This is a genomic window from Ornithinimicrobium ciconiae, assembly GCF_007197575.1.
Taxonomy (GTDB): Bacteria; Actinomycetota; Actinomycetes; order Actinomycetales; family Dermatophilaceae; genus Ornithinicoccus; species Ornithinicoccus ciconiae.
Genome location: NZ_CP041616.1, coordinates 4,010,085 through 4,036,432, shown reverse-complemented (window position 1 = coordinate 4,036,432; position 26,348 = coordinate 4,010,085). Strand labels below are relative to the sequence as shown.

General features: G+C 70.3%; 27 protein-coding genes. 18 read left to right on the top strand and 9 right to left on the bottom strand.

What is annotated here, in order from left to right:
• Positions 1 to 6: 6 nt before the first annotated feature.
• The 4 genes from FNH13_RS18650 to FNH13_RS18635 all read left to right on the top strand — a co-directional run bounded on the left by FNH13_RS18650 (position 7) and on the right by FNH13_RS18635 (position 2,397).
• Positions 7 to 792, top strand: coding sequence for a CPBP family intramembrane glutamic endopeptidase (locus FNH13_RS18650; RefSeq protein ID WP_143784821.1), 786 nt, complete (start codon positions 7 to 9; stop codon positions 790 to 792).
• A 124-nt stretch (positions 793 to 916) separates the two neighbouring features.
• Positions 917 to 1,552 (top strand): DedA family protein, encoded by a 636-nt coding sequence (locus FNH13_RS18645; RefSeq protein WP_228266499.1) that lies wholly within the window; start codon positions 917 to 919, stop codon positions 1,550 to 1,552.
• Positions 1,549 to 2,070 (top strand): DUF4442 domain-containing protein, encoded by a 522-nt coding sequence (locus FNH13_RS18640; protein WP_228266498.1) that lies wholly within the window; start codon positions 1,549 to 1,551, stop codon positions 2,068 to 2,070. The genes FNH13_RS18645 and FNH13_RS18640 overlap by 4 nt, the downstream gene beginning before the upstream one ends.
• A 12-nt stretch (positions 2,071 to 2,082) precedes the next feature.
• Positions 2,083 to 2,397: a GNAT family N-acetyltransferase gene (locus tag FNH13_RS18635; RefSeq protein WP_143784820.1), complete on the top strand. Its 315-nt coding sequence runs from the start codon at positions 2,083 to 2,085 to the stop codon at positions 2,395 to 2,397.
• A gap of 72 nt (positions 2,398 to 2,469) precedes the next feature.
• Here FNH13_RS18635 and FNH13_RS18630 read toward each other — a convergent pair whose 3' ends face one another.
• On the bottom strand, positions 2,470 to 3,036 hold the full coding sequence (locus tag FNH13_RS18630; protein ID WP_143784819.1) for a protein-L-isoaspartate O-methyltransferase family protein: 567 nt from the start codon (positions 3,034 to 3,036) through the stop codon (positions 2,470 to 2,472).
• Positions 3,037 to 3,055: 19 nt separating this feature from the next.
• On the opposite strand from FNH13_RS18630, the gene FNH13_RS18625 reads away from it, so the two are divergent.
• The 5 genes from FNH13_RS18625 to FNH13_RS18605 all read left to right on the top strand — a co-directional run bounded on the left by FNH13_RS18625 (position 3,056) and on the right by FNH13_RS18605 (position 8,414).
• Positions 3,056 to 3,628, top strand: a complete 573-nt coding sequence (locus FNH13_RS18625; protein ID WP_202878829.1) for a TIGR03086 family metal-binding protein — start codon at positions 3,056 to 3,058, stop codon at positions 3,626 to 3,628.
• Positions 3,629 to 3,860: 232 nt separating this feature from the next.
• Positions 3,861 to 5,942, top strand: a complete 2,082-nt coding sequence (locus FNH13_RS18620) for an MMPL family transporter (RefSeq protein WP_228266497.1) — start codon at positions 3,861 to 3,863, stop codon at positions 5,940 to 5,942.
• Positions 5,943 to 5,977: 35 nt separating this feature from the next.
• Entirely contained in the window at positions 5,978 to 6,433 is a 456-nt protein-coding gene (locus FNH13_RS18615; RefSeq protein WP_229576547.1) for a GNAT family acetyltransferase, read from the top strand.
• Positions 6,434 to 6,555: 122 nt separating this feature from the next.
• Positions 6,556 to 7,749 carry a sensor histidine kinase gene (locus FNH13_RS18610; RefSeq protein ID WP_143784815.1) on the top strand — a complete coding sequence of 398 codons (1,194 nt, stop codon included), beginning with the start codon at positions 6,556 to 6,558 and terminating at the stop codon, positions 7,747 to 7,749.
• Positions 7,750 to 7,781: 32 nt separating this feature from the next.
• Complete coding sequence (locus FNH13_RS18605) at positions 7,782 to 8,414, top strand: response regulator (protein ID WP_143784814.1); 633 nt, start codon at positions 7,782 to 7,784, stop codon at positions 8,412 to 8,414.
• A 208-nt stretch (positions 8,415 to 8,622) separates the two neighbouring features.
• On the opposite strand, the gene FNH13_RS18600 is transcribed toward FNH13_RS18605, so the two are convergent.
• From FNH13_RS18600 to FNH13_RS18585, 4 genes are all read right to left on the bottom strand, one after another.
• Complete coding sequence (locus FNH13_RS18600) at positions 8,623 to 8,850, bottom strand: RNA-binding S4 domain-containing protein (RefSeq protein ID WP_143784813.1); 228 nt, start codon at positions 8,848 to 8,850, stop codon at positions 8,623 to 8,625.
• A 197-nt stretch (positions 8,851 to 9,047) separates the two neighbouring features.
• Positions 9,048 to 10,148 carry an FtsX-like permease family protein gene (locus tag FNH13_RS18595; RefSeq protein WP_143784812.1) on the bottom strand — a complete coding sequence of 367 codons (1,101 nt, stop codon included), beginning with the start codon at positions 10,146 to 10,148 and terminating at the stop codon, positions 9,048 to 9,050.
• Between the two features lie 61 nt (positions 10,149 to 10,209).
• On the bottom strand, positions 10,210 to 10,866 hold the full coding sequence (locus FNH13_RS18590; protein ID WP_143784811.1) for an ABC transporter ATP-binding protein: 657 nt from the start codon (positions 10,864 to 10,866) through the stop codon (positions 10,210 to 10,212).
• Position 10,867: 1 nt separating this feature from the next.
• Positions 10,868 to 12,019 carry a peptidoglycan-binding domain-containing protein gene (locus FNH13_RS18585; RefSeq protein WP_165700185.1) on the bottom strand — a complete coding sequence of 384 codons (1,152 nt, stop codon included), beginning with the start codon at positions 12,017 to 12,019 and terminating at the stop codon, positions 10,868 to 10,870.
• A 295-nt stretch (positions 12,020 to 12,314) separates the two neighbouring features.
• Here FNH13_RS18585 and dnaK point away from each other — a divergent pair, with 295 nt between their 5' ends.
• The 4 genes from dnaK (at position 12,315) to FNH13_RS18565 (ending at position 16,633) form a co-directional block, all read left to right on the top strand.
• On the top strand, positions 12,315 to 14,243 hold the full coding sequence (gene dnaK, locus FNH13_RS18580; RefSeq protein ID WP_143784809.1) for a molecular chaperone DnaK: 1,929 nt from the start codon (positions 12,315 to 12,317) through the stop codon (positions 14,241 to 14,243).
• Positions 14,240 to 14,920: a nucleotide exchange factor GrpE gene (locus tag FNH13_RS18575; RefSeq protein WP_228266496.1), complete on the top strand. Its 681-nt coding sequence runs from the start codon at positions 14,240 to 14,242 to the stop codon at positions 14,918 to 14,920. Before dnaK ends, FNH13_RS18575 begins: the two co-directional genes overlap by 4 nt.
• A gap of 158 nt (positions 14,921 to 15,078) precedes the next feature.
• The gene (locus FNH13_RS18570; protein WP_143784808.1) at positions 15,079 to 16,083 is read left to right on the top strand and encodes a DnaJ C-terminal domain-containing protein; all 1,005 of its coding nucleotides are present in this window, start codon (positions 15,079 to 15,081) and stop codon (positions 16,081 to 16,083) included.
• Positions 16,084 to 16,186: 103 nt separating this feature from the next.
• Positions 16,187 to 16,633, top strand: coding sequence for a heat shock protein transcriptional repressor HspR (locus FNH13_RS18565; protein ID WP_143784807.1), 447 nt, complete (start codon positions 16,187 to 16,189; stop codon positions 16,631 to 16,633).
• Positions 16,634 to 16,733: 100 nt separating this feature from the next.
• Here the strand turns inward: FNH13_RS18565 and FNH13_RS19710 are convergent, their stop codons facing one another.
• The 3 genes from FNH13_RS19710 to FNH13_RS18550 form a co-directional block, all read right to left on the bottom strand.
• Entirely contained in the window at positions 16,734 to 16,928 is a 195-nt protein-coding gene (locus FNH13_RS19710; RefSeq protein ID WP_165700184.1) for a cell wall-binding repeat-containing protein, read from the bottom strand.
• Positions 16,929 to 16,938: 10 nt separating this feature from the next.
• Positions 16,939 to 19,161, bottom strand: coding sequence for a S8 family serine peptidase (locus tag FNH13_RS18555; RefSeq protein ID WP_143784805.1), 2,223 nt, complete (start codon positions 19,159 to 19,161; stop codon positions 16,939 to 16,941).
• A gap of 168 nt (positions 19,162 to 19,329) precedes the next feature.
• Positions 19,330 to 20,127, bottom strand: a complete 798-nt coding sequence (locus FNH13_RS18550; protein WP_143784804.1) for an HAD-IIA family hydrolase — start codon at positions 20,125 to 20,127, stop codon at positions 19,330 to 19,332.
• A 67-nt stretch (positions 20,128 to 20,194) separates the two neighbouring features.
• Between FNH13_RS18550 and FNH13_RS18545 the strand changes: the two genes are divergently transcribed.
• The 3 genes from FNH13_RS18545 to FNH13_RS18535 all read left to right on the top strand — a co-directional run bounded on the left by FNH13_RS18545 (position 20,195) and on the right by FNH13_RS18535 (position 22,031).
• Positions 20,195 to 20,572 (top strand): ribonuclease E inhibitor RraB, encoded by a 378-nt coding sequence (locus FNH13_RS18545; RefSeq protein ID WP_228266495.1) that lies wholly within the window; start codon positions 20,195 to 20,197, stop codon positions 20,570 to 20,572.
• A gap of 29 nt (positions 20,573 to 20,601) precedes the next feature.
• Positions 20,602 to 21,402 (top strand): ZIP family metal transporter, encoded by an 801-nt coding sequence (locus tag FNH13_RS18540; protein WP_143784803.1) that lies wholly within the window; start codon positions 20,602 to 20,604, stop codon positions 21,400 to 21,402.
• 68 nt (positions 21,403 to 21,470) lie between these two features.
• Entirely contained in the window at positions 21,471 to 22,031 is a 561-nt protein-coding gene (locus FNH13_RS18535; protein ID WP_228266494.1) for an NUDIX hydrolase, read from the top strand.
• 95 nt (positions 22,032 to 22,126) lie between these two features.
• Here the strand turns inward: FNH13_RS18535 and FNH13_RS19885 are convergent, their stop codons facing one another.
• Positions 22,127 to 23,149: a transglycosylase family protein gene (locus FNH13_RS19885; RefSeq protein WP_321169205.1), complete on the bottom strand. Its 1,023-nt coding sequence runs from the start codon at positions 23,147 to 23,149 to the stop codon at positions 22,127 to 22,129.
• A gap of 216 nt (positions 23,150 to 23,365) precedes the next feature.
• Between FNH13_RS19885 and FNH13_RS18525 the strand changes: the two genes are divergently transcribed.
• Complete coding sequence (locus tag FNH13_RS18525; protein WP_143784801.1) at positions 23,366 to 23,551, top strand: hypothetical protein; 186 nt, start codon at positions 23,366 to 23,368, stop codon at positions 23,549 to 23,551.
• Positions 23,552 to 23,729: 178 nt separating this feature from the next.
• Positions 23,730 to 26,306, top strand: a complete 2,577-nt coding sequence (gene clpB / locus FNH13_RS18520) for an ATP-dependent chaperone ClpB (RefSeq protein WP_143784800.1) — start codon at positions 23,730 to 23,732, stop codon at positions 26,304 to 26,306.
• Positions 26,307 to 26,348 lie beyond the last annotated feature (42 nt).

Genomic DNA, 26,348 nt, shown 5'->3' with positions numbered 1-26,348 from the left:
GGCCCGATGAGCGGCACGACGGAGCCGGTGACGGTGGCCCCGGCGGCGCAGCGCCGCCGCTTGGTCACCGAGACCGTCCTGGTCCTGGGCGTGAGTCTGGGTGCCTCGGCGATCTGGGCCCTGCTGTCCCTGATCCGCAAGGTCACCAACCCCACGCCGCTGGCCCAGCAGACCACGGCGATGAACACCTCCCGCGCCCCGGAGCGGCCCTGGCTGGACCTGGCCTACCAGCTCGCCGACATACTCCTGCCCCTGGTGCCGGTGCTGCTGGCGCTCTTCCTGCTCGCGCAGGACTGGCCGCGCCCGCACCGGGTGATGGGTTTCGACCTGAGCCGGCCGGGGCGCGACGTCGCCCTCGGGCTGGTGCTCGCGGCGGTGATCGGACTGCCCGGGCTGGGGCTGTATCTGCTGGCCCGCGAGCTGGGCGTGAACACGACCATCAGCGCGGCAGGGCTGCCGGACATCTGGTGGGGCATCCCGGTGCTGATCCTGGCCGCCGTGGGCAACGCGGTGCTGGAGGAGGTGCTGATGGTCGGCTACCTGTTCACCCGCTGGGCCCAGGCAGGCTGGTCCACGATCGCCATCATCGTGACCAGTGCACTGGTCCGCGGCAGCTATCACCTCTACCAGGGATTCGGTGGGTTTATCGGCAATGTCGCGATGGGCCTGATCCTGGGGTGGGTGTATGCCCGCACCCGGCGCGTGATGCCGCTGGTGATCGCCCACACGGTCCTGGACGTGGTGGCCTTCGTGGGCTATGCGCTCGTGGCTCCCCACGTCACGTGGCTGTGAGACGCCGCCGGAGAAGCGGCGCGTGTGAGGCGTGCTGGGTTGGGGAACCGTCCGTGACCTCCGTTAGTTTGTCGGCAGTGAAGGACGACGCGAGAGTCCGCCGGGTGCGGGAGGCAGGGGCCGGATGATCGAGGCGATCAACGACTTCGTCGGCACGCACGCCGACTCGTTGTGGGTTCTGTGGGTGCTCTTTGCCCTGTGCATCATCGACGGCTTCTTCCCTCCGCTGCCGAGTGAGTCGATCGTCGTCGGGCTGGCCGCCGTGGCGGTCTCGGTCGGCGAGCCCAACCTGTGGTGGGTCTTCCTGGCCGCGGCCACCGGGGCGTTCATCGGCGACAACATCGCCTACACGATCGGTCGGCACTGGTTGACCGGGCTCAACACCAGTCCCCGGCCGCGCGTGCGCAGGACGATGGCGTGGGCCACGCGCGAGCTGGACAAGCGCGGCGCCGTGATCATCATGGCGGCGCGCTACATTCCCGTCGGTCGGGTCGCCGTCAACATGACCGCCGGGGCGACCCGATTCCCCTGGCCCCTGTTCATGGTCCTGGACGCGATCGCCGCACTGAGCTGGGCGGCATACTCCATCGCCATCGGGACCGTGGCCGGCAACTGGCTGCACGACAACCCGCTCCTGGCGATGGCCGTCGCCGTCACCGGTGGCGTGCTGCTCGGCCTGCTGGTCGAGCGGCTGTTGAAGCTGATCACCGGGTCGCCGGACGAGGCGGTTTCGCTGCCGGACACGAAGGAGAGCGCGTGAGAGTGCCCACCTGGCAGAGTCTTGGCCGCGACCACCGCGTACTGCGGCGCGGGATGAATCTGTGGCCGCCGTTCGCGGCGGCGGGCATCCGGATCGAGGAGATCACCCCGGATTGGCGCTATGTCCGGGTCGCGTTGCGCAAGGGCGTGTTCAACCGCAACTATGTCGGCACCCACTTCGGCGGATCGCTCTTTGCGATGACCGACCCGTTCTGGATGATCATGGTGATGCGCAATATCGGGGGCGGTCACGTCGTGTGGGACAAGGCCGGTGAGATCGAGTTCGTGGCGCCCGGGCGCACCACCGTCCGGGCGGAGTTCCGGCTGACCGAGGAGGCCCTCGACGAGCTGCGCGAGGCAGCCGCGGACGGGTCCAAGGTGCTGCGCTGGTTTGAGACCGAGGCCCTGGCCGCGGATGGCAGCGTCGTCGCACGGGTGCGCAAGCAGCTTTATGTGCGGCGCACAAGGGAGGGTGCGGACCCGCTCGGTGACAGGGAGGCGGTGGACCCCGCTCCGTGACAGGGTGAGGACATGAGCGAGGTCACTGTTGTCAACAACCCCACTGAGTCCCGCTTCGAGGCCCAGGTCGACGGGCTGATGGTGGGCCGTGTCGATTACGTCACCTCCGGCAGCACCATCGACCTGCAGCACACCGTCGTCGAGCCGGGGCACGAGGGCGAGGGCATCGCCGCAACGATGGCGCGTCAGGTGCTGGAGCGGCTGCAGGTCGACAAACCCCGCCTGACGGTGATCCCGACCTGTCCCTATATCAAGCGCTTCCTGTCCAAGAACCCGGAGTTCCAGGCACTGACGGACCCTGAGGACCCCTCCCTCGCCGCTGAGTGAGGGGCGTGCCCGGGCGACACCGGGGTGGGTGACTGCCCCTCACACCTGCAGGGCCGGGACGCAGCGGTCCGTTCAGCGCAGCGGCACGAACTGGTAGTAGCCGGGAGCGGTTTCTCGCCCCTGGCGGGTGACGCGGACGAGACGGCCGGCCAGCGGCAGCACCATCGCGCCGTCCTCAGTGAGCTGCTCGACCAGAGCCTGGGGCACCCGGTCGGTCGCCGCCGAGACGAGGACGCGATCAAACGGGCCCTGCTCGGGTGCCCCCAACACCCCCGGGACAGCGCGTCGGACCTGGGCGTTCGGCATACTCGCCAGGGCCGTGGCACTGCGGCGGACCAGCGACTTCTCCAGCTCGACCCCCAGGACGGTGCCGTCCGGACCCACCAGGCGGGCGAGGATCGCCGTGCTCCAGCCGGACCCGCTGCCGACGTCCAGGACGCGGTGGCCAGGCCCGACCCGGAGCAGTCGGAGCATGGCAGCCAGGGTGCTTGGCTGGGAGCAGGTGGACCCGTGGCCGATCTGCAGCGCGCGATCCTCGTCGGCGTGGTGATGGACCCCGCGCGGCAGGAATCCAGATCGCGGGGTCTCGGTCATCGCCGAGGCCACCACATCGGCCACGCGGTCGCTGGGATCGCCCATGGCCCCTAGTCTGACGCACGTGAGCACCGTCATCGAGTTGATCCCGGAGGCCTCCCGCGTCGTCACCGACCTGCCCCTTGACGGGCAGTGGTCCCGACCGACGCCCTGCTCGGGCTGGACCGTCCGTGACCTGCTGAACCATCTCACCGCCGAGCACCTGTGGGCACCCCACCTGCTGCGGGGGCAGACCCTGGAGGCGGTCGGTGATCGGTATGCCGGCGACGTCCTGGGCGAGGACCCCGCCGGTGCGTGGCGGCGCGCCATCGCCGGCTCGGTCCTGGCGTGGGGGCAGGCGGACCCTGCCGGATCCGTGCACACGTCGATGGGCCAGATCCCCGTCCAGGACTATGCCTCGCAGATGCTGGTGGACCTGACCGTCCACGCCTGGGACCTGGCGCGCGCGGTGGGCCTGCGCCCACACCTGGTGGCCGATGCTGTGGAGGCCGCCCTGGCCTATGAGAAGCCGCGGGTGGACGGGGGAGAGGTGCCGGGCATCTTCGCGGCGCCGGTGGCCACGGACTCCGAGAGCAGGGTCGACCAGCTGGTGGCGCTGCTCGGACGTGACCCGAGGTGGGCTCCGGCGGCCTCCTGACCCACGAGTCAAGGGGCGCGCGTCAACCATCTGGTTGACCCCAGGTGTGACCGCACGGTCGATGTGACGACGCCGGATCCGCGGTGTCCTGGGATCTCCCGATCCCAGGAGAGAGATGTCCCAGCTCACGACACCGCGCAGCACCGGCACGACCGCCCGCCACAGCACAGCACCGAACGACAGGACGTCAGCCGGCGCGACGGGGCCGACCGGCCCGGACCAGAGGCGGAGCGTGGCGCCAGCAGCCGGCTCGTCCCGTCGGCGCGCACACTTCCTGACCTCCCGGCGAGGTGCCTGGATCGTGCTGGCGATCGCCCTGGCGATCAGCGCCATCGTCCTGGGACCCCTGCGCGCCGTCGAGGCCCCACCACGGGGTGACTCCGTCCCCGCGGCCGCGGAGTCCGCGGTGGCGGCACAGGTCGGACAGGGTTTCCCGGGCAGCGACGTCGCGCCCGTGCTCGTCGTGCTGGACCGGGGTGGGGACGTGCTGGGCCAGCAGGACCTCGACGCTGCCGCAGCGATGGGGACCGCGCTCGCCGCGGTGACGGGACACGAGGTGTCGCCGGTGCTCCCGTCGCAGGACGGTGCGGCGGCGATGCTGTCCGTGCCGATCACCCTGGGGGCTGACAACTCAGCCACCGCAGAGGTGGTGGAGCAGGTGCGGGCCGTGGTCGCTCAGCACACGGTGCCCGGTCTGTCCGCCCAGGTCACTGGCGGCCCTGCCTTCGGCGCCGACATCGCCTCCAGCTTTGACGGTGCCGACATCACCCTGCTCCTGGTCACCATCGGCATCGTGGCGGTCCTGCTGATCGGCACCTATCGCTCACCCGTGCTGTTCCTGGTGCCGCTGGTCGTCGTCGGGCTGGCCGACCAGGTGGCCACGGTCCTGACCAGGTGGCTGGGCACGACCTTCGACCTGCAGTTCGATGGCGGCATCATCAGCGTCCTGGTCTTCGGAGCCGGCACCAACTATGCCCTGCTGTTGATCAGCCGCTATCGCGAGGAGCTGCGCACGCACGAGGACCATCGGGCGGCGTTGGCGTCCGCGTGGCGCGGTGCGGTCCCGGCGGTCGTGGCGAGCAACATCACCGTCGTTCTGGCCCTGCTGACGCTGGCCCTGGCGACGCTGCCCGGCACCCGTGGGCTCGGCATCGCCTCCGCGGCAGGGCTGCTCGTGGCCCTCATCGCGGCCGTCCTCGTCCTGCCGGCCGCGCTGGCGGTCTGCGGACGCCGGGTCTTCTGGCCGTTCGTGCCGCGCGCGGGGCAACCGGATCCGCAGGAGACCGGTGTCTGGTCGCGCGTCGCGCGCGTCGTGGTCGGGCGGCCCACCCAGGTGGTGGTGGGCGCGGTCCTGCTCCTCGGCATACTCGCCTCTGGTCTGCTGGGCACCCAGGTGGGGCTCACCCAGACGCAGAAGTTCCGGGTCGCCTCCGAGTCGTCGGCCGGGCTCGAGGTCCTCGCCGAGCACTATCCCGCCGGTGAGGCAGCGCCGTTGCAGGTCTATGCGCGCCCCGCGGTGGCGAGTCAGGTCGCGACCGAGCTGGACACGGTGGACGGCATCGTGCGGGTCCAGCCCACGCAGACCGATGCGTGGTCACGCTTCACCGTGATCGGCGAGGCCGCCCCGGGCACTCCTGCGGCCGAGCAGCTGGTGCGCGACGTCCGCGGCGCCGTCGACGAGCAGGACGAGCCGGTGACGGAGCGGTCGGTGCTCGTGGGTGGCGCGAACGCCCAGGACCTCGACGCTGCCGCCGCGGCGGACCGGGATTTCCTCGTGGTGGCACCGCTCGTGCTGCTGGTGGCGCTGGCCGTGCTCGTCGTGCTGCTGCGCTCGCTGCTGGCCCCGGTGCTGCTGCTCGTCGTCAACGTCATCAGCTCGGCCGCGGCGATCGGTGCCGGAGCCTGGTTGGGGCGGGTGCTGTTCGGGTTCCCGGCGCTGGACGTGATGGTGCCGCTGCTGGCCTTCCTGTTCCTGGTGGCGCTGGGGATCGACTACACGATCTTCCTGGTGCACCGGGCTCGACACGAGGCGGTCGCGCACGGCACGCGAGAGGGCATGGTCCGGGCTGTGGCCCACACGGGTGCGGTCATCACCAGTGCAGGCATCGTGCTGGCCGGTGTCTTTGCCGCACTGGGTGTGCTGCCTCTGGTCACCCTCGGGCAGCTCGGCCTGATCGTCGGGGTCGGGGTGCTGCTCGACACGCTCCTGGTGCGCGCCGTGCTGGTGCCGGCGATCTTCGCGCTGGTCGGTGAGCGGATCTGGTGGCCGAGTGCGCCGGGCACGGACGCCGCTGTGGATCTGCCGCGGACGTGATGGGGCTGGCGCCGGGGATGCGGCACACTCGGGACGTGGAGATTCGTGACCTGCGCCCGGAGGAGGCAGACCGTGCCGTGGCGCTCTGGGAGGAGTGTGGGTTGACCCGTCCCTGGAACGACCCCCACGCGGACCTCACCCGGGCCCTGGGTGGAGCCAGCTCGACGGTGCTGGCCGCCCTGCGCGAGACCCAGGTGGTCGGCACCGCGATGGTGGGCCACGACGGACACCGGGGCTGGGTCTACTACCTCGCGGTCGCCCCGGGTCTGCGTCGCGGCGGGATCGGCCGCCACCTCATGAGGGCGAGCGAGACCTGGCTGCGTGACCGGGGCGTGCCCAAGATGCAGCTCATGGTGCGGCAGGGCAGTGCGGACGTCGTCGGGTTCTACGCGACGCTGGGCTACACCGACCAGGAGACCGTGACCCTCGGCAGGTTCCTCGACCCCACGCTGGAGGCCCGGCGCCGGGCAGGCGTGGAGCAACCGACGTGAGCGGAGACAGCCGGTCCGGGTCGCCACCACAGGAGCATGGACAGCGGACCATTCCTGCCCAAAAAGGCGCAGGAAGCGTTCCAAACCTCCCCACAAATGGTGGGGTCACGAGGCTGCTCGCCATGGGTCGGCACGCCTTGTTTGCGTTGCTGCTGGCGATCGGGACGGTGCGCGCGGTCGGCTCCGGGGCCGACCTGCGGTGGCTGGTCCCGCTGGTCCTGATCACGGCCGGCTGGTATGTCGCGGGGACCGCCTGGCGGGCCACGTTCGTCACCGCGGGGGCGGGGCCGTGGTGGCTGGTGGTGCTCACCCTCCTGTGGGGCGGGCTGGTGCTGGTCTCACCGGACTTTTCCTGGGCGGCCTTTGTGCTCTGGATGCTGGCCGTGCACCTGATGGCCTTCCCGCTGGCGGTGGCCTATTCGGTGCTCGTCCTGGCGGTCGTCGTGCTCGTCCAGCTGGACCTGGGCACGCACCCGGCCGGGGCGGTGCTCGGCCCGGCCATCGGGGCACTGGTCGCCCTGGGTGTCTCCCGCGGAGAGCAGCTCCTGGCCCGGGAGGCGGTCGAACGGCAGCACCTCGTCGATCGGTTGGTTGCCACCCAGGAGGAGATGGTGGTGCTGCACGACGACCTCACCCGCACCCAACGGGAGAGCGGCGCCCTGGCCGAACGGACCCGCCTCTCCCGCGACATCCACGACACCCTCGCGCAGGGCTTCTCCTCGATCCTGCTGCTGGCGCGGGCCGGGGCCCAGCGCGACGACCTCGCCCAGTTGCACACCCTCCTGAAGCAGATCGAGGAGACGGCCGGGGAGAACCTGGAAGAGTCACGACGGGTGGTCAACGCCCTGACGCCGGCGGCGCTGGAGGGGTCCGGACTGTCGGCTGCCCTGTCCCGACTGGTCGGCAGCCTGTCGCAGGAGACCGGCATCGAGGCGCACTTCACCGCCGATGGTCCGGTGGCACCGCTCGCCACGGCGCAGGAGGTCGCTCTGCTGCGGGTGGCCCAGAGCGCCCTGGCCAATGTGCGCCAGCACTCCGGAGCCACTCGTGTCATGGTCACGCTCACGACTGCGCCGGAGCAGGTGCGACTGGACGTGGCTGATGACGGACAGGGGTTTGATGTGACGGACTGGGAGGAGGCAGCGCCGTTGCCTGCGGCACGTGGAGGGTATGGCCTGCGCTCGATGCGGGAGCGGTTGCGTGACCTCGGCGGTGACCTCGTCCTCGAGTCCGCTGCCGGTGACGGCACCGTACTCGGAGCCCACCTGCCGCTGGCCGCCGACGTGGCCGCGCACGACCGGGGCGGGCGTCCGTGAGCGGACGGCCGGGCACGGATGGAGGTGCGGAGATGAGTGTGCGGGTGCTGCTGGTCGATGACCACCCCGTCGTGCGTTCCGGGTTGCGGGCGGTGCTGGAGGCCACCGGTCGCGTCGAGGTGGTGGGTGAGGCGGCCTCCGGGGAGCAGGCGCTCGCACTAGTGCCGCGGCTGACCCCTGATGTGGTGCTGATGGACCTCAACCTGGGGGAGGGGATGGATGGCGTGAGCGCCACGACCCGCATCCTGACGGGCGGGGCCGGCGAGCAGGCCCCGGCCGTGCTGATCCTGACCACCTATGACCACGACACCGACATCGTGCGGGCGGTCGAGGCGGGTGCCTCCGGCTATCTGCTCAAGGACGCCTCGCCGGAGACGATCGCGGACGCTGTGGCCGCCGCCGCGCGTGGGGAGACGGTGCTGGCCAGTGGCCTGGCGCAACGACTGGTGAGCCGGATGCGGGCACCGGCCGAGCCGGCCCTGACCCCACGTGAGTTCGAGGTGCTCCGGTTGGTGGCACAGGGCGCCGGCAACCGAGCGATCGCCAAGGAGCTGTTTGTCAGCGAGGCGACGGTCAAGACCCACCTGGTGCACGCCTATGACAAGCTCGGCGTCGACAACCGCACGGGTGCGGTCACCGCGGCCCGGGAGCGCGGGCTGCTCTGACGGGCAGGAAAGTGGGTTTCCCCGTGAGGCGCCGCCCTGGCCGCGCTGCACGACGGCGGGGTTGCGCTCGAGGAACAGGTGACCGCCGGGGATCGCGAGGTGGTGGAGGGGACGACCTGTCGTGGTGGTAGCCGGAGACTGGGGTGCAAAGTCGGTCACCGGTGACCGCTTCTGCACCCCACTGACTGGGACCTGACCGGCCCAACGATCACTCAGGCGAGCCGGTCACCAGGATGGACTCGCCGGCATACGAGACGACAGCGCCGGGACGGATCTGGATGCCGCGGCGCATCACGGTTTCGCCGTCCACAGTGACCTCGCCGTTCTCGATGACCATGCGGGCCATCGCGCCGTCCTGCACCACCCCGGCGAGCTTGAGCAGCTGACCGAGGCGGATCGACTCGTCCCGGATCGGGACCTCCAGGTGCTTGCTCATGGTCTCCAGACTACGCGGTGAGAGCGTGGCTGCTGCGCCGAGGAAGGACGTCAGGCCCCCCACTCGTCGCGGGTCTCCAGCGGGTGTGCCTGGTAGGCCTCCAGGTCAGCCTTGTCGATCCCGGCCTCCCGGCGCTCACGCAGGAGGGCGCTCCGGCCACCCCTGCACGGTTCTCCGCGTGTTGTGTGGGTGACCGGTCACGGGGTGCGCAGCACACGCACGGGGTCGCGCGTGGCGGCGTAGAGGGCGGGGAGGACCGCGCTGGCGACCGCCGCGAGCACCGCCAGGATCGCTGTGCCAGCGGTGAACTGCCACGGCGGTATGGCGGCGAGCCGGCTTGCGAGCCACAGCCCGCCGCCCACTCCTAGCGCGGCACCGAGCAGTGCGGGAAGCAGGGTGCGGCCCATCACCATCGCGATGATCGCGCCGCGGGTGGCGCCCAGAGCCCGACGTCGGCCCAGGTCCTTGCGACGGACCAGCACGTCGGCGAGCACCACGATCGCGACGAGGAAGGCGCCGCCGCCGAGCACGCCGAGGAGTAGGGTCCGGCCGAAGGTGCCCAGGTCTGCGGCGACCTCGGCCTGCAGCTCGGCCAGGGCGACCGGTGACTGGATCGAGATGGAGTCGAACTCCGGCGGAGCGACCAGCCCGATCACCGCCGACTGCGCGGCGGAGGCGACGGTGGAGTCGGTGACCACGACATAGAGCGAGTCCGACGGGACGCCGGGGTCGGCTGCGATCACCAGGCCGGCGGCATAGGCACCGAATGGCTCCTTGGAGGAGAAGGACCCCACCACGGAGTAGTCACCGACCTGGGTGCTCGAGGCCAGCTGGACGGCGCCTACCGGGTCGTCCATGCCTAGGGTCTGCTGCGCCTGCTCGGCGACGAGGGCCTCGCCCGGGCCCGGCCAGCGCCCGGCGGTCAGGGTCAGCACCTCGCTCAGGTCGCCGTCGATGGTCCAGGCCGGCACTCGGGTGCCTCCCGCGCCGACCACCTTGTTGACGACGTCGACCGGGATCTGCACGCCGACCGCACGCTCGGTGACGGACAACTCGCGTGACTGCTGCACCACGGCGGGCGTGATGAGCTCACCGTTGCGGGTGTCGGTGACGACCAGGAGTCGGGAGCCGGCCGCGTCCAGTCGGTCCGCGACCTGCTGCTCCGCGGCGGCGGTGCGCCCGACGGTGGCCAGGGTGGCCGCGCACATGATCGCGACCAGCAGCGCGACCAGTGCGGTGGGCACCTTGTTGGCCCAGGCCGTGGACAGTGACTCCCGCACCAGGGACAGGAACCTCACGGTGCCCACCTCATGGCGTCGGCTACCCGCGGCCCCACCTGGTCGGGCCGCACCTGCTGTGTCATAGGGCCAGCACCTCGTCGGCGTGCTCCAGCACGAACGGGTCGTGGGTGGCGATGACCACGGTCCGCCCCGAGCCCTTCTCGTCGCGGCCGTGGCTGGTCGCGCGGGTCAGGGCTGCCAGCACCCCCTCGGCGTTGCCGCGGTCCAGGTTGCCGGTGGGCTCGTCGGCCAGGACCACGGCCGGGTCGGTCACCAGGGCACGGCACACCGCGACGCGCTGGGCCTGCCCGCCAGAGATCTCACCGGGCTTGTGGTCGGCGCGGGCCGCCACCCCCATCTGCTCAAGCAGCTCCCTGCCACGGGAGCGCGCGCGCCGAGGTGACCACCCGGCATACAGGGCCGGCTCGATGACCGAGTCCAGCACGATGCGGGAGGCGTCGAGGGCGGCGTCCTGGAAGACGAAGCCGATCTGGGCCGCGCGCAGGCGGGAGCGCACGGTGTCGGAGGCGCGGCTGACGGGGTCCCCGGCCAGGACCACCTCACCGCGGGAGGGGGTGAGCATCAGACCGAGGACATAGAGCAGCGTGGACTTCCCGCGCCCCGACGGACCGGTCACGGCAGTCACCTTGCCGGGCGTGAACTCGTGGGTCAGCCCGTCGAACAACTCCTCCCCGCCGCGGGTGTAGGCGAAGGACAGGTCCCGCACCGCGAGCACGTCAGCCCTCCGTCGAGGGGGTCTCGTCGCTGCCCTCGTCCGCAGGTGGCTCCGACTCCTGCGGCGCGGGCTGTGGAACGGGTGCGGGAGCGCCAGGAGTGCCGGACAGTGCCTGGACGCGGGTGCCGACCTCGATGCCGTCCACGATCGCGATGCCGCCCCCGGAGCCGCGCACGGTCACCTCGGTCTCGCCGGACTCCGTGATGACGTATGCCGACCCGTCGGCCCGGGTGTGCACCGCGGCGGCGGGCACTGCGGTGCCCTCGATGCGGGGCACGATGACGATCTCGGACCGGAGGGTCACCTGGGCGTCGCCGGGCAGGGTGTCGCACGCCTCGCCACAGACGGGACCGCCATCGGGGGCGGTCAGGGAGAACTCGGTGTTGCCGAACTCGTCCTGCTCGGAGCTGTTGATCACGGCGTCCCAGGTGTGCTCCTGCCAGGTGATCTGCACCATGGCCTCGGCCGGGATCATCCGCGCCTGGTCCTGGGTGACGACGAGCACGAAGTTCTGCTCACCGGTCGGTGCGAGCACCGACTCTTCCCCGCCACCGAGCGTGGCCCCGCGCACGATGGTCTCGCCGAGCTGGACGACGGTGGGCAGCCGGTCGACCGCCACCAGCTCGCCCAGCGGGATCGTGCCGGTCTGCTTCTGCCCCAGCTCTTTCTGCCAGGCCTTGACGGCACGCTCGGTGCGCCAGCCGAAGTCCCCGTCGGCCTGACCAGCAAGAAGCTCCAGGTCGATCAGGACCTGCTGGAGCTGGGCGACGTCGTCACCCTCGACGTCACGGGCCAGGTCACGGTAGAAGGGCACCTCGCCCTGGGCCACCCGCACCGGGGTGCCGGCCACGACATAGATCGTGTCGCCCTGGTCGACCTCCCCCGGGGAGGCGCTGAGCACGACTCCCGGCAGCGCGTTGGAGGCCACCGTCCGGGCCGGCTGGCGCAGTGTCGTCGACAGGGGCAGGGTGCGCCCCACGCTGGAGTTGGTCGCCTCGGCCCATACGACATCCGGTGCCGAGCTGGTCGCCTCCGGAGTCTGCGGCTCCAGGGTGGCGCGCGCCGCCCACCAGCCCGCACCGACTGCGAGAGCCAGGGCCACCACACAGGCCACAAAGATGGCGAACCCGCGTCCCCGACGTCCTGAACCCACCGACCAACCACCTTGTCCGTTCGTGGATCGACCCTGGAGGCATTGTGCGCGAGGGCAGGTCCCGCTCGGGCGCGCCCTCCCGCAATGTGACCTGATCGTGACGTCGAACCCGTCGCGTGGGACGTCGGACCCGGTACTGGGAACAAAGCCGCGAAGTAGCAAGTTGAGCCTAGTGCACTCAACTTCACTGAGTCTCGGTTTGACAATGACCGGGGTGAGGGCGCAAGTTGGTGAGCGAAGACCCGGCCGGGACGGCACGTCACGGCCACCACACGACATACAGGAGAGTCAACGCATGGGACGTGCAGTCGGAATCGACCTGGGCACCACCAACTCGGCGGTCGCCGTCCTGGAGGGCGGGGAGCCGCACATCATCGCCAACGCCGAGGGCGGGCGCACCACCCCCTCGGTCGTCAGTTTCACCAAGAGCGGGGAGATCCTCGTCGGTGAGATCGCCAAGCGTCAGGCGGTCACCAACGTCGACCGCACCATCCGGTCCGTCAAGCGCCACATGGGCACCGACTGGAAGAGCCCGGAGATCGACGGCAAGACCTACACCGCGCAGGAGATCAGCGCCCGCATCCTGATGAAGCTCAAGCGGGACGCCGAGGCCTACCTCGGTGAGGACGTCACCGACGCGGTCGTGACCGTCCCGGCCTACTTCGACGACGCCGAGCGTCAGGCGACCAAGGAGGCGGGCGAGATCGCCGGCCTCAATGTCCTGCGCATCGTCAACGAGCCCACCGCCGCGGCGCTGGCCTACGGCCTGGACAAGGGCAAGGAGGACGAGCTGATCCTCGTCTTCGACCTTGGTGGCGGCACCTTCGACGTCTCTCTGCTGGAGGTCGGCAAGGACGCTGAGGACGGCTTCGCCACGATCCAGGTGCGCGCCACCCACGGTGACAACAAGCTTGGTGGTGACGACTGGGACGAGCGTGTCGTAAACCACCTGCTGACCACGGTCAAGAACACCACCGGTGTCGACCTGGCCAAGGACAAGATCGCCATGCAGCGTCTGCGTGACGCCGCAGAGCAGGCCAAGAAGGAGCTGTCCAGCTCCACCAACGCCAGCATCAACCTGCAGTTCCTGTCGATGAGCGAGAACGGCCCGATCCACCTGGACGAGTCGCTCACCCGCGCACAGTTCGAGCAGATGACCAGTGACCTGCTGGACCGCACCAAGGCGCCCTTCGAGCAGGTCATCAAGGACGCTGGCATCTCCCTCAGCGAGATCGACCACGTCGTCCTGGTCGGTGGCTCCACGCGTATGCCGGCCGTCACCGAGCTCGTGAAGCAGCTCACCGGGGGCAAGGAGCCCAACAAGGGTGTCAACCCCGACGAGGTCGTCGCTGTCGGCGCCTCCCTGCAGGCGGGTGTCCTCAAGGGTGAGCGCAAGGACGTGCTGCTCATCGACGTCACCCCGCTGAGCCTGGGCATCGAGACCCAGGGCGGTATCCTGACCAAGCTGATCGAGCGCAACACCGCGATCCCGACCAAGCGCAGCGAGGTCTTCACCACGGCCAGTGACAACCAGCCGTCGGTGGGCATCCAGGTGTATCAGGGTGAGCGCGACATCGCGCAGCACAACAAGCTGCTCGGCAACTTCGAGCTGACCGGCATCGCGCCGGCCCCGCGCGGCATGCCGCAGATCGAGGTCACCTTTGACATCGACGCCAACGGCATCGTGCACGTGTCCGCCAAGGACCGCGGCACCGGCAAGGAGCAGTCGATGACGATCTCCGGCGGCTCCGCGCTGTCGAAGGAGGAGATCGAGCGCATGGTCAAGGACGCCGAGGCGCACGCCGAGGAGGACAAGAAGCGCCGTGAGGAGACCGAGACCCGCAACACCGCGGAGCAGCTGGTCTACTCCACCGAGAAGTTCCTGACCGACTCCGGTGACAAGGTGCCGGAGGACCTGCGTGGCACGGTCGACACCGCGCTGAACGACCTCAAGGAGGCGCTCAAGCCGGAGTCGGGCGCAAGCAACGAGGACCTCCAGGCCAAGATGGAGACCCTGTCCACCGAGAGCCAGAAGATGGGCTCGGCCATCTACGCGGCCCAGCAGACTGAGGGTGGCGAGGCCGGAGGCTTCCCGGGCGGCGCGGGCTTCCCGGGCGGTGACGGTGCCGGCTTCCCCGGTGCCCAGGGCACGGACGCTGACCAGAGTTCCACGGCCGACGACGTCATCGACGCCGAGGTCGTGGACGACGAGGAGTCCAAGTGACGGAACGCACCGGTGCCGGTGGGCCGTGGGACGGTGAGTCCGACGGCCCCACCGGCCCGGTGATCCGGGACAAGCGACGACTGGATCCAGAGACCGGTCAGGTCCGCGAGCCGGTCGCGCCAGCTGCCGAGGAGCCCGAGGTGGCAGGCGGAGACGACAACGCCTTTGCCGGCGACGTCGGGCAGGCGCTGCCCGGAGACGGACAGGACGAGGCTCCGGCCGCGGAGGGAGACGGGGAGCACCCCGACACCCAGCTCGCGGCGGACCGGCTTGAGGACCTGCGCCGCCTCCAGGCTGAGTACGTCAACTACAAGCGGCGCGTTGACCGCGACCGCGCTCGGGACCGAGAGACCGGAGCCGCCACCGTGGTGGAAGCCCTGTTGCCGGTCCTGGACGACCTGCACATGGCCAAAGAGCACGGGGAACTCGCCGAAGGGCCCCTGCTCGCCATCGCGGAGAAGCTCGAGGCCACGCTGGGCCGGTTCGGGGTGGAGCGCCTCGGTGCCGTCGGTGAGGTCTTCGACCCCGCCGTCCACGAGGCCCTGATGCACCTGCCCGAGGCCGACCTGCCCGAGGGCGCGACCGAGACGACGATCGTCCAGGTCATGCAGCCGGGCTTCAAGGTCGGCGACCGCGTGGTGCGCGCTGCGCGCGTTGCGGTGGCAGACCCGGCATGATCATGGTCGGGGCGGCGTGAGCGCGCCGCCCCGACCGGCCCCCTGTCCCCCTGGAGTGGCACGCGGCCGGTGCGGGTTCGGCATACGAGCAGCAAAACCACTCGGAAAATGCGGGTGGCGGCAGCAAAACCACTCGGAAAATGGGAGGTGAGGAACACATGGCCAGTCAGGACTGGTTCGAAAAGGACTTCTACGCGATCCTCGGTGTGCCCGCGGACGCCAGCGACAAGGACATCAAGAAGACCTACCGCAAACTCGCCCGCGAGTGGCACCCGGACGCCAAACCAGGTGATGCCGCGGCGGAGAAGAAGTTCAAGGAGATCGGCGAGGCCTACGCGGTACTGTCCGACCCGGAGCAGCGCAAGCAGTATGACGCCGTCCGCGCCATGTCGCGTGGCGGTGCGCGGTTCACCGCCGGCGGACCCGGGGCAGGGGGCGGCGCGGGCTTCGAGGACGTCTTTGCCCAGATGTTCGGCGGCGGAGGGGGCGGTGGCGGCACCCGGTTCAGCACCTCCGGGGGACAGGGCATCAACCTCGATGACCTCCTCGGTGGGTTTGGTGGCGGCGGTCAGTATGCCGGGGGCTCACCGTTCGGTGCCACCCGCGGACCGCGTCGCGGCCGGGACGTCGAGGCCCGCACCACGATCGACTTCATGCAGGCCGCGACCGGAGACACGGTCACCCTCCAGACCCCCGAGGGTGGACACATCACCACGCGCATTCCCGCCGGCGTCAAGGACGGCCAGAAGATCCGGCTGCGTGGCAAGGGGATGGCTGGCGACCCGGGCGCGCCCCAGGGAGACCTCATGCTGGTGGTCTCGGTGCGCCCGCATCCCGTCTTTGGACGGGACGGCAACAACGTGACCGTCGACCTGCCGGTCACGTTTGCGGAGGCGGCGCTCGGGGCCACGGTCCAGGTGCCCACGCTCGACGGCGGCACGGTCCGGGTCAAGGTGGCCCCTGGCACCCCGTCCGGACGGGTGTTGCGCGTCAAGGGTCGTGGCATCTCGACCAAGAGTGCCACCGGTGACCTCCTCGCCAAGGTCAGCATCATCGTCCCGCAGCGGCTCACCGACAAGGCCCGTGAGGCCGTCGAGCTGCTCGCCGCCGAGGAAGAGGGCACCGACCCACGTGCGGAGCTGCTCCGCCAGGCTCAGCAGTGACCCGATCCACCCGGCTTAGGCTGGTGGAGCCAGACCGTCGCCGGTGACCACGGGTCCGGCGACGCGCGGGCCCGACTGTCGACAGATCGCGAAGGAGGAGACGATGGCCACCAAGACCCGGCCGGACCAGGACACGCCTGTCTATGTCATCTCCATCGCAGCCGAACTCGCGGGCATGCACGCCCAGACGCTGCGGCAGTATGACCGCCTCGGGCTGGTCACCCCTCGACGGACCCGCGGCGGGGGACGACGGTACTCGGCCCGGGACATCGATCGGCTGCGCGAGGTGCAACGGCTCTCCCAGGAGGAGGGCATCAGCCTGGCCGGCATCCAACGGATCATGGAGCTGGAGCTCCAGGTCGAGGCGCTGCAGTCCCGGGCTGCCGAACTGCTAGAGCAGAACCGGACGCTGGTGAGTGCCCTCGAGGCGCGCAGCCGCGTCTTTGCTGCCGGGCCGGCGGGACAGACTGTCGTCATGCGGCCGGGCACCCGACCACGCCAGGAGCCAACCACCACGGCTGTTGCGGTGTGGCGTCCCCTGCCCTTCTGAATTCTCAGCCTGAACCCAAAGAACCGCCGGGCCGGAGCAGATGCTCCGGCCCGGCGGCCTTGGTGTGGTGAGCCCTAGGGCTCAGCGGGTGGGGTCAGCGTCAGCCGATCCAGCCCGGGTAGAGCTCGTTGAGGCGGTCCTCAACGCCCTGGGAGACAGCACCGGTGCCACCGACGATGACCACGCGCTCCGGCGAGAGCCGGTTGAGCTCGGCCACGATGGAGTTCGGCAGCTTGTCCTGACGGGTGATCAGGACCGGGACGTCCTCCGAGCCAGCCAGCGCGGAGCTGGACAAAGCGTCGGGGTTAGTCGGTGCCGCTGGCGATGTAGACGACCGAGACGTCAGCCGCGTAGTTGCTGGACACGTCCACCGCGGTCTCGTAGCGGTCCGCGCCGGAGAGGCGGTCGGTCGCACCGAGCTCGGTGGCGACGGCGTCGCTCACGGCGGCGGTGCCACCGAGGACGACGACGCTCTGCGGGTTCAGCTCGGCCAGCGCCTCAGCGGTCGCGGCCGGGACCGAGTCGGTCTTGGTCAGCAGGACGGGAGCGCCGTCCTTGCCCGCCAGCGCCGCACCGGTGAGTGCGTCGGGGTAGGCGTCGTCCATGCCGGAGGCCACGTACACGACCGGGAGTTCGGACGGGAACATCGACGCCAGCTCGGCGGCGGTCTCGTAGCGGTTCTCACCGGCGACCCGGCTCACGGTCGCGTCGAAGCGGTCGTTGAGGGTGTCCTCAACGACCTGGCCGACGGTGCCCGTGCCACCCAGGATCACGATGTTGGCCGGGTTGAGGGTCGAGATGTAGTCCGAGGTGGAGTTGGTGAGCTTGGCCTGCTTGGTCAGGAGGACCGGAGCAGCGTCGCCGTCCGGGGTCTCCATGGTGCCCGCAGCGGGGAACAGACCCTGGGCCGCGGCCGAGGAACCGGTCAGCGCGTCCGGGAAGCCCTCACCCGAGGTGACGTAGACGGTGTCCACCCCGTCGGGGTAGAGCTCGGAGACCTCACCAGCGGTGCGGTAGCGGTCCGGGCCGAAGACACGCTCGACCATCGGAGCCGGCTCCTCGTCCTCGAGGGACTCGAAGAGCGCGACCAGGTCCAGAGCACCCTCACCGAAGGTCGGGTTGTTGGAGTCGGGGCCGCCGCACTCCGGGTCCGCCTGGTCGACAGCAGCGCCGTCGAGGGCCGCGATGGTCGCGTCCTGGTCACCGATCAGCTCCGGGTGCTCGCTCCACAGCAGGGCAACAGCACCGGAGACGTGCGGTGCAGCCATCGAGGTGCCGTCGGACAGGCCGTACTCGCCGCCGGGCACCGAGGAACGGACGCCAGCGCCCGGGGCGGTGATGTCAACGCCCGGCGTGCCGTCCTGGCCGGGGCCACGGCTGGAGAAGTCGGTGATGGTGCGGCCGGGCGCGGTGGCGCCGACCACGTAGTGGGCGCCGTCGTGCCACGCCGGGTTGGAGATGGTGTCGCAGGGGCCGAGGTCCGGCGGGTCAACCGAGATGTTGGAGTTGCCAGCGCTGAAGACACCGAAGATGCCGGCAGCGTCCCAGGCCTCAAGGGCCGGGTCGAGCAGCGCGATGAGCTCGGGCTCGGAGTCCTGGTAGCCGGTGAAGCCCCAGGAGTTGTTGATGATGTGCGGGCGCATGTCCGGGTCGGCGCCAGTGCCGTCCACCCGGGTCGGGGCCGCGAACCACTCGAAGGCCGCGAAGACGTCCGCGCCGTCGACGCAGCAGCCGGTGGTGCCGATGAACTGGGCGCCGGGGGCGACACCGATCTGGTTCTCGCCGTCCTCACCGACCATGGTGCCGGTCACGTGAGTGCCGTGCCAGTGCGGGTCGGTCGGGGTGTCGCTGGCTCCGCTGGAGTCGAACCAGTTGTAGTCGTCGCTGCCGGTCTCGGTGCCGCGGTAGGCGTTCACCAGGGCCGGGTGCGAGGCGTCCACACCGGTGTCGAACGTGCCGACGACGATGCCCTCACCGCGGTTGTCGTAGGTGTCCCAGATCTCGGGAGCCTTGATGTCGTCAAGGCCCCACTCGGTGGCGTTGGGAGAGGTCTCCGCAAGGCCCTCGACGGGCTCGATGAGCTCCGGAACGAGCTCGGGGATGATCCGCTCCACGCCCGCGCCGGACGACACAGAGCTGACCAGCTCTGCGGAGGCGTCCTCGACGAAGACGGAGTTGTTGATCCAGAAGGTCTGGTAGTCGACGCCAGCGCGGTCCAGCTCGGCGAGCAGGTCGGCCTGGGTCTCCTTGGCGTGGGCCTGGAGGGTGTTGTAGACGTAGTCGCCCCGGTCCTCCCACGACATGCTGTGAGCGGCAGACAGGTCGGCCTGGTCGCCCAGCGACAGCCAGACGTCAGTCGTGCCGTTCGCCTCGAGCTGCGACTGGACCTCGCTGCTGATGATCGCTTCGTCGCGGTCGGTGGTCTCCGGCGCGGCGTTGGCGCTCAGAGCCGGCATCATGCCGACCGCCAAGCCCAACCCCGCGACGGCGACTACAGCGCCGCGTGCGGTTTCTTTCTTGTGAATCACGATTCCCCATTCGATCGAGCCGACCCGAGACGTCGCAACGCCTCAGTGCCGACGGTGGTGCAGGACACCCCCCACGGGCGCCCCCGACCCAAACTAGACATAGTGGCGCTGTCAGGTCAACCTGAGTCCTAGACGCTGTGCGGGAGAGCGTGATATTGCACTCACTGTTCAGGCGCGCGCAAACTCCCGGACCAGAGGAACGACGTCGGCGATCGAGTCGCACACCCGGGTCGGTCGGAAGGGGAACCGCTCGACCTGGTCTGCAGCGGTCGAGCCGGTCAGCACCAGGATGGTGCGCAGGCCGGCTTCCAGCCCGCTGATGATGTCGGTGTCCATCCGGTCGCCGATCATGACCGTGTGCTCGGAGTGCGCGTCGATGCGGTTGAGGGCGCTGCGCATCATCAGTGGGTTGGGCTTTCCGACGAAATAGGGCTCCACCCCGGTGGCCCGCGTGATCAGGGCGGCGACCGAGCCGGTGGCGGGCAGCGGCCCGTGCGCCGAGGGGCCGGTCGGGTCAGGGTTGGTCGCGATGAACCGTGCGCCGCCCTCCACCAGCCGGATGGCCCGGGTGATGGCCTCGAACGAGTAGGTGCGGGTCTCACCGAGCACGACGTAGTCCGGGCTCCGCTCGGTCATCACATAGCCCACGTCGTGCAGCGCGTTGGTGAGTCCGGCCTCGCCGATGACATAGGCCGACCCGCCCTCACGCTGGTCGGCCAGGAACTGTGCGGTCGCCAGGGCCGAGGTCCAGATCGCCTCCTCCGGCACCTCGATCCCTCCGGTGGCCAACCGGGCTCGCAGGTCCCGGGGGGTGAAGATCGAGTTGTTGGTCAACAGTTGGAAGCGCGTGCCGGTCTCCACCAACTCGGTCAGAAACTCTGCCGCACCGGGCAGGGCCCGCTCCTCGTGCACCAGCACCCCGTCCATGTCGGTGAGCCAGCAGTCCACGGGAAGCGTCTCGGTCATGAGTGACATCGTCCCAGGGCACCACGGATCCGACCACCCCGGCGCGCCGCGGTGAGATAGTGACCGCATGGACAGCGCGAGCGAGCCTGACGACACCGCGGGTCCGGGGCGGCCCGGGGCCGAGCACCTGCTGATCTTCCCCGAGCGGGAGACCGCACGGCAGGTCGCCGACGAGCTCCAGGATGAGGGCTTCGCCCAGGTCTCGGTCCTCCGGGAGGCGTCCCGGACCGAGGATGACGACGAGGCGCACGAGTGGGCGGTCCACGTCGTCGACCAACGGCTGCCTGACGCCTCCGGCGTGGGGCCTACGAGGGGCTCCGCGAGCGTTTCGCGACCCTGGCCGTGGACCACGACGGCTGGTATGACGACCCGGCAGACCCGCGACCACCCGTCACGGCCGAGGACCCGGGCTGATCTCCCGGTGGCTGGGCTGAACCTGACCTGACTGACGCCTGCTGCGATGGACGTTTCTCGATGATCTGGGCGATCGCCGCGACCGCGCTCGCGGGGTCCGCGACCGTGGTCGGTGGGCTGCTGGCGCTGCACCGAGGCCTGCGCCGGCGGGGCACCCTGTCCGCCGGTCTGGCCTTCGCGGCGGGGCTCATGATCGTGCTCTCGGTGGTGGAGATCCTGCCGCTGGCCCTGGCGGCACTGCGCAGCTCCGGGGTGGCGCACCACGGCTGGTGGACCGTCGGCGCGTTGGCAGCGGGTTGCCTGCTGGTGCTGCTCATCGACGCGCTGCTGCCAGAGCGCGTCGTCCGGGGCGTGAACTCCGAACCCCTGACCCTGCCACTGGACCACGACCCACGACTGATGCGCAGCGGGCTGCTGATCGCGGTGGTGATTGCGGCGCACAATGCGCCCGAGGGTCTGATGACGTTCCTGGCCATGCTGGAGGCACCAGAGCTCGGGGTGGGTCTGGCCGTGGCCATCGCGATCCACAACGTCCCCGAGGGCATGGCGATCGCTGCCCCCATCTATGCCGCGACCGGGGACCGGGGGCGCGCCCTGAGATGGGCGACGGTCGCCGGCGTCGCCGAACCGCTGGGAGCGGTCGTGGGCTACTTCGTGCTGCGCGCGGTGCTACCCGAGCAGCTGCTCGTCCTCACCCTGGCCCTGGTCGCGGGCATGATGATCGCACTCAGTGTGCGCGAGCTGATCCCGGCGGCCTGGCGCTACCGGACGCACCCGGCGCAGCCGCTCCTCGGGCTGCTTGCCGGCGGCGGCACGGTGTGGGTGAGCCTGGCCCTGACGTCCGCGCTGGCCTCGTCGTAATACTCGGTCTGTTGCGCAGTGTCGGGGCTTGTCCGCCTCCCTGAGCCCCGGCATACAGAATGGGTGTCGTGACCTTGCACCGCGACGCCCTCCGGGTCCTGACTGCGTGGGTTCCCCCGACAGGTGAGCAGGCTGCGCTCCGGGACCGCTTCGGGGGGCACCTCTATGACTGCCCCGACGGGATGCAGCGGTCGTGCTATCCCGACCACATCACGGCCAGCACGGTCGTCCTCTCCGACGACGGGCACCGGGTGCTGCTGACCCTGCACGCCCGCGCTCGCCGCTGGTTCCAGTTTGGTGGGCACTGCGAGCCCGAGGACCAACGGCTCGTCGACGCGGCCCTGCGGGAGGCCGCCGAGGAGTCTGGCATCGCCGGCCTGCGGATCGACCCCGTGCCGATCCACCTGGATGAGCACGAGGTGCCGTTCTGCGGTGACCGTCCTGGAGTGCACCACCTGGACGTCCGCTTTGTCGCGGTGGCGCCTCCCGGCGTCGAGCACGCGGTGAGCGAGGAGTCGCTGGACGTGCGGTGGTGGCCGGTGATCTCGCTCGGCCGGCCGAACGGACCGCCCGACCTGGCCGGGGAGCTCCTGGACGCGGTGCAGGCGGCGCGTGCCCGACTCGGGTGACCGCCTCGCACCTCCACATGCACGCGCGCCGTGTTGCGCGGGTGCGCAACTCGGGCCCGGCCACCTGACGTGGCCGGGCCCGAGTCGCGGAGGCGTCAGACTGGCGTGCTGGAGAGCACCGACGGGCCGATAAACCGGTTGGCCCCGATCTTGAGCCACCCGTTGGAGCTGAGCGTGCCGGTGACCTTGGTCCCGCGCGAGACCGTGTCGACCACGCCGTAGCCCCCGCTCGGGCCGGAGCGGACATAGGCCGCGCTGCTGGCGCTGACATAACGGGTGACCTCGCCGGGGTTCTCGCCGCCGTCGACGGGGTTGGTGGACAGCACGACGGAGCTGATGTACTGCCCGCCGGCGATCTTGAGCCAGCCGTTGCTCAGGGTGCCGGTGACCTGGGCCCCGCGGGCCTTGGATCCCACGATGCTGTAGCCGGTGCCGGGTCCGGAGCGGACGTTGGCCGCGGTGCTGGCGCTGACGTAGCGGGTGACCTCGCCGGGGTTCTCGCCGCCGTCGACGGGGTTGGTGGACAGCACGACGGAGCTGATGTACTGCCCGCCGGCGATCTTGAGCCAGCCGTTGCTCAGGGTGCCACTGACCTGCGCGCCGCGGGCCTTGGATCCCACGATGCTGTAGCCGGTGCCGGGTCCGGAGCGGACGTTGGCCGCGGTGCTGGCGCTGACATAACGGGTGACCTCGATGGGCGCCTCGCTGCCGCCGTCGCCGGGCTGAGCGTTGGGGTCTGCCCCACCGTTGTCGCGGGTGAGGCCGGCGCGCACCGAGCAGACCGGCCAGGCGCCGGGGCCCTGAGTGTGCAGCACGCGGCGCGCGATCGCGATCTGCTCGGCCTTGCTGGCCTGGTGAGCGTAGCCGGCATACTCCTGGCCGCCATAGGACTTCCAGGTGGGGTGCCAGAACTGCAGACCGCCGTAGTAGCCGTTGCCGGTGTTGATGTGCCAGTTGCCGCTCGACTCGCACTGGGCCACCCGGTCCCACACCTCAGGGGTGTAGGACGCGTGGGCCGGCGCGATCGCCAGCCCAGCAGCCGCCACTGCGAGCGTGGTCGCACCGGCGAGCCGTGCGGTCATCCGTCGCGAGACACGCATAGTCTGGTGTGTGGTCATGGTCTTCTCCTAGGCGCGGACGACGCCGGACCGACGGTCCGGGCCGCCCGGCTCTCACGTCCCCTCCGGGGTGAGGTCGGGTTCAGATGTGGTGCGCGGGCGCGGACGCGCCGGGGGCAAACGTGCGCACACCAGGGGTCAGAGTAGCCAGATGTGCCGCCCTGGTCCACCCCTTCGCTGCTGAACTGCCCCGGACGGCGTGCCAGGATCGGCTCCATGAGACCCGTGCCGAAGTTCTGGACGACCGTGGATGGGCAGGCGCGATCTGCCGACGGTCGCCCCCTGCCGCTGCGGCCGTCTGCTCTGGTCACCGGCCAGGCACTCTTGGGGGAGGAGGCGCAGGTCATCGCGCTGCGCGACGGTGTCAGCAGGGCACGAGAGGAGTCGCTCGTTCTGGCCTGAGCGGCGCCGCGAAAGGGCAAGGTTGAGCGGAATAGACTCAAGTTTGACCCGGTTGACCAGAGTGACATTCACGGCGTGGACACGGACAACGTGCCACGCGCACGCCTACGAAACCGTTACGAAAATACGGGGAGGGCGTACGAAACCGTTACGAAAATGCGGGAGAGGACGGCACACGATGGATCTGCACCTGACGACCAAGGCCCAGGAGGCCGTGTCGACCGCCATGCGCGAGGCCGCTGCGGCCGGACACCCGCACATCGAGCCCGCGCACCTGCTGCGTGCCCTGGCCCGACAGACCGAGACCACGACCGGCCCGCTGCTGGACGCCGTCGGCTCCTCAGCCGCGAGCGCCGTCCAGGCTGCGGACACGGTCCTGGCCGGACTGCCGAGTGCCTCGGGCTCCACGGTCGGCAACCCACAGCCCTCCCGCCAGCTGCACGGCGTACTCGCGGCTGCGCAGCAGGCGATGCAGACGATGGGTGACAGCTTTGTCTCCACCGACCACCTGCTGCTCGCCCTCGCCGAGACGGGCCAGTTCGGGATCGACGCCGCCGCGGTGCGCGAGCGGATCCCCGCCCTGCGCGGCGGCGCAAAGGTCGACAGCCAGGACCCCGAGGCGACCTACGACGCGCTCGAAAAATACGGCACCGACCTGACGGCCATCGCCCGTGAGGGCAAGCTCGACCCGGTCATCGGGCGGGACAGCGAGATCCGTCGCGTCGTGCAGGTGCTCTCGCGGCGCACCAAGAACAACCCGGTCCTGATCGGTGACCCCGGCGTCGGCAAGACGGCCGTGGTCGAGGGGCTGGCCCAGCGCATCGTGGCCGGTGACGTGCCCGAGTCGTTGCGCGGCAAGCGGCTGATCGCCCTGGACCTCGGCTCGATGGTGGCCGGTGCGAAATATCGCGGCGAGTTCGAGGAGCGGCTCAAGGCCGTGCTCGCCGAGATCCGGGCTAGCAACGGCCAGATCGTCACGTTCATCGACGAGCTGCACACGGTGGTCGGAGCTGGTGCGGCCGAGGGGTCGATGGATGCCAGCAACATGCTCAAGCCACTGCTGGCCCGCGGTGAGCTGCGGCTGGTCGGCGCCACCACGCTGGATGAGTTCCGTGAGCACATCGAGAAGGACGCGGCGCTGGAGCGCCGATTCCAACAGGTGTATGTCGGCGAGCCCAGTGTGGAGGACACGATCGCCATCCTGCGTGGGCTCAAGGAGCGGTATGAGGCGCACCACAAGGTCGCCATCTCCGACACGGCCCTCGTCGCCGCCGCCAGCCTGTCGGACCGCTACATCAGCGGTCGGCAGCTGCCGGACAAGGCGATCGACCTGGTCGACGAGGCGGCCTCGCGGCTGCGGATGGAGATCGACTCCAGCCCCGTCGAGATCGACGAGCTGCAGCGTGCCGTCGACCGGCTGACGATGGAGGAGCTGCACCTGGCCCGTGCTGCGGAGTCGGACGAGGGCTCGGCCGAGCTGCTCGAGCGGCTGCGCGCCGACCTGGCCGACAAGCGCGAGGAGCTGGCTGCCCTCACCGCCCGCTGGGAGTCGGAGAAGTCCGGCCTCAACCAGGTCGGTGAGCTCAAGGCCCGCCTGGACGAGCTGCGCACGCAGGCCGACCGGTTGCAGCGCGAGGGTGACTATGAGGCGGCCTCGCGGGTGCTCTATGGCGAGATCCCGCAGGCCGAGACGCAGCTGACGGCTGCCCAGGAGGCGGAGGCCTCGGCCTCGACCGCCGGCGTGACCGGTGAGGCCCCGATGGTCAAGGACGAGGTCGGTGCCGACGACATCGCGGACGTGATCTCGATGTGGACCGGCATCCCGGCCGGGCGCCTGCTCGAGGGTGAGACCGAGAAGCTGCTGCGCATGGAGGACGTCATCGGCACGCGGCTGATCGGTCAGCGGACCGCGGTGCGTGCGGTCTCCGACGCGGTGCGTCGCTCCCGGGCCGGCATCGCCGACCCGGACCGGCCGACCGGGTCCTTCCTGTTCCTCGGCCCGACCGGCGTCGGCAAGACCGAGCTGGCCAAGGCCCTGGCCGACTTCCTGTTCGACGATGAGCGCGCCATGGTGCGCATCGACATGAGCGAGTACTCCGAGCGGCACTCGGTCGCGCGGCTGGTCGGTGCTCCTCCGGGATATGTCGGCTATGAGGAGGGTGGTCAGCTCACTGAGGCGGTGCGCCGCCGGCCCTACTCGGTGGTGCTCCTCGACGAGGTCGAGAAGGCCCACCCAGAGACGTTCGACATCCTGCTGCAGGTGCTCGACGACGGCCGCCTGACCGACGGTCAGGGCCGCACCGTCGACTTCCGCAACGTGATCCTGGTGATGACCTCCAACCTGGGCAGCCAGTTCCTGGTCGACCCGACGACCGACCAGGAGACCAAGCGGGATCAGGTGATGGCCACCGTGCGGACCGCGTTCAAGCCGGAGTTCCTCAACCGGCTCGACGAGGTCGTGATCTTCGACCCGCTCAGCCGTGAGGAGCTGGCCACGATCGTCCGGCTGCAGGTCGAGCACCTGGCCCAGCGCCTGGCGGACCGGCGCATCTCCCTCGAGGTGACCGACGCGGCACGCGAGTGGCTCGCCGAGCGAGGGTATGACCCGGCCTATGGCGCCCGGCCACTGCGTCGACTGGTGCAGACCGAGATCGGGGACCGGTTGGCCCGGGGCCTGCTCGCCGGCGAGATCGGTGACGGCAGCACGGTCAGGGTCGGCGTCGCCGACGACGGGCAGAGCATCGCCCTGTCCTGAGATCCCCCCACACGGTGCGTTCGGTGGGTGAGCGGGGTGCGT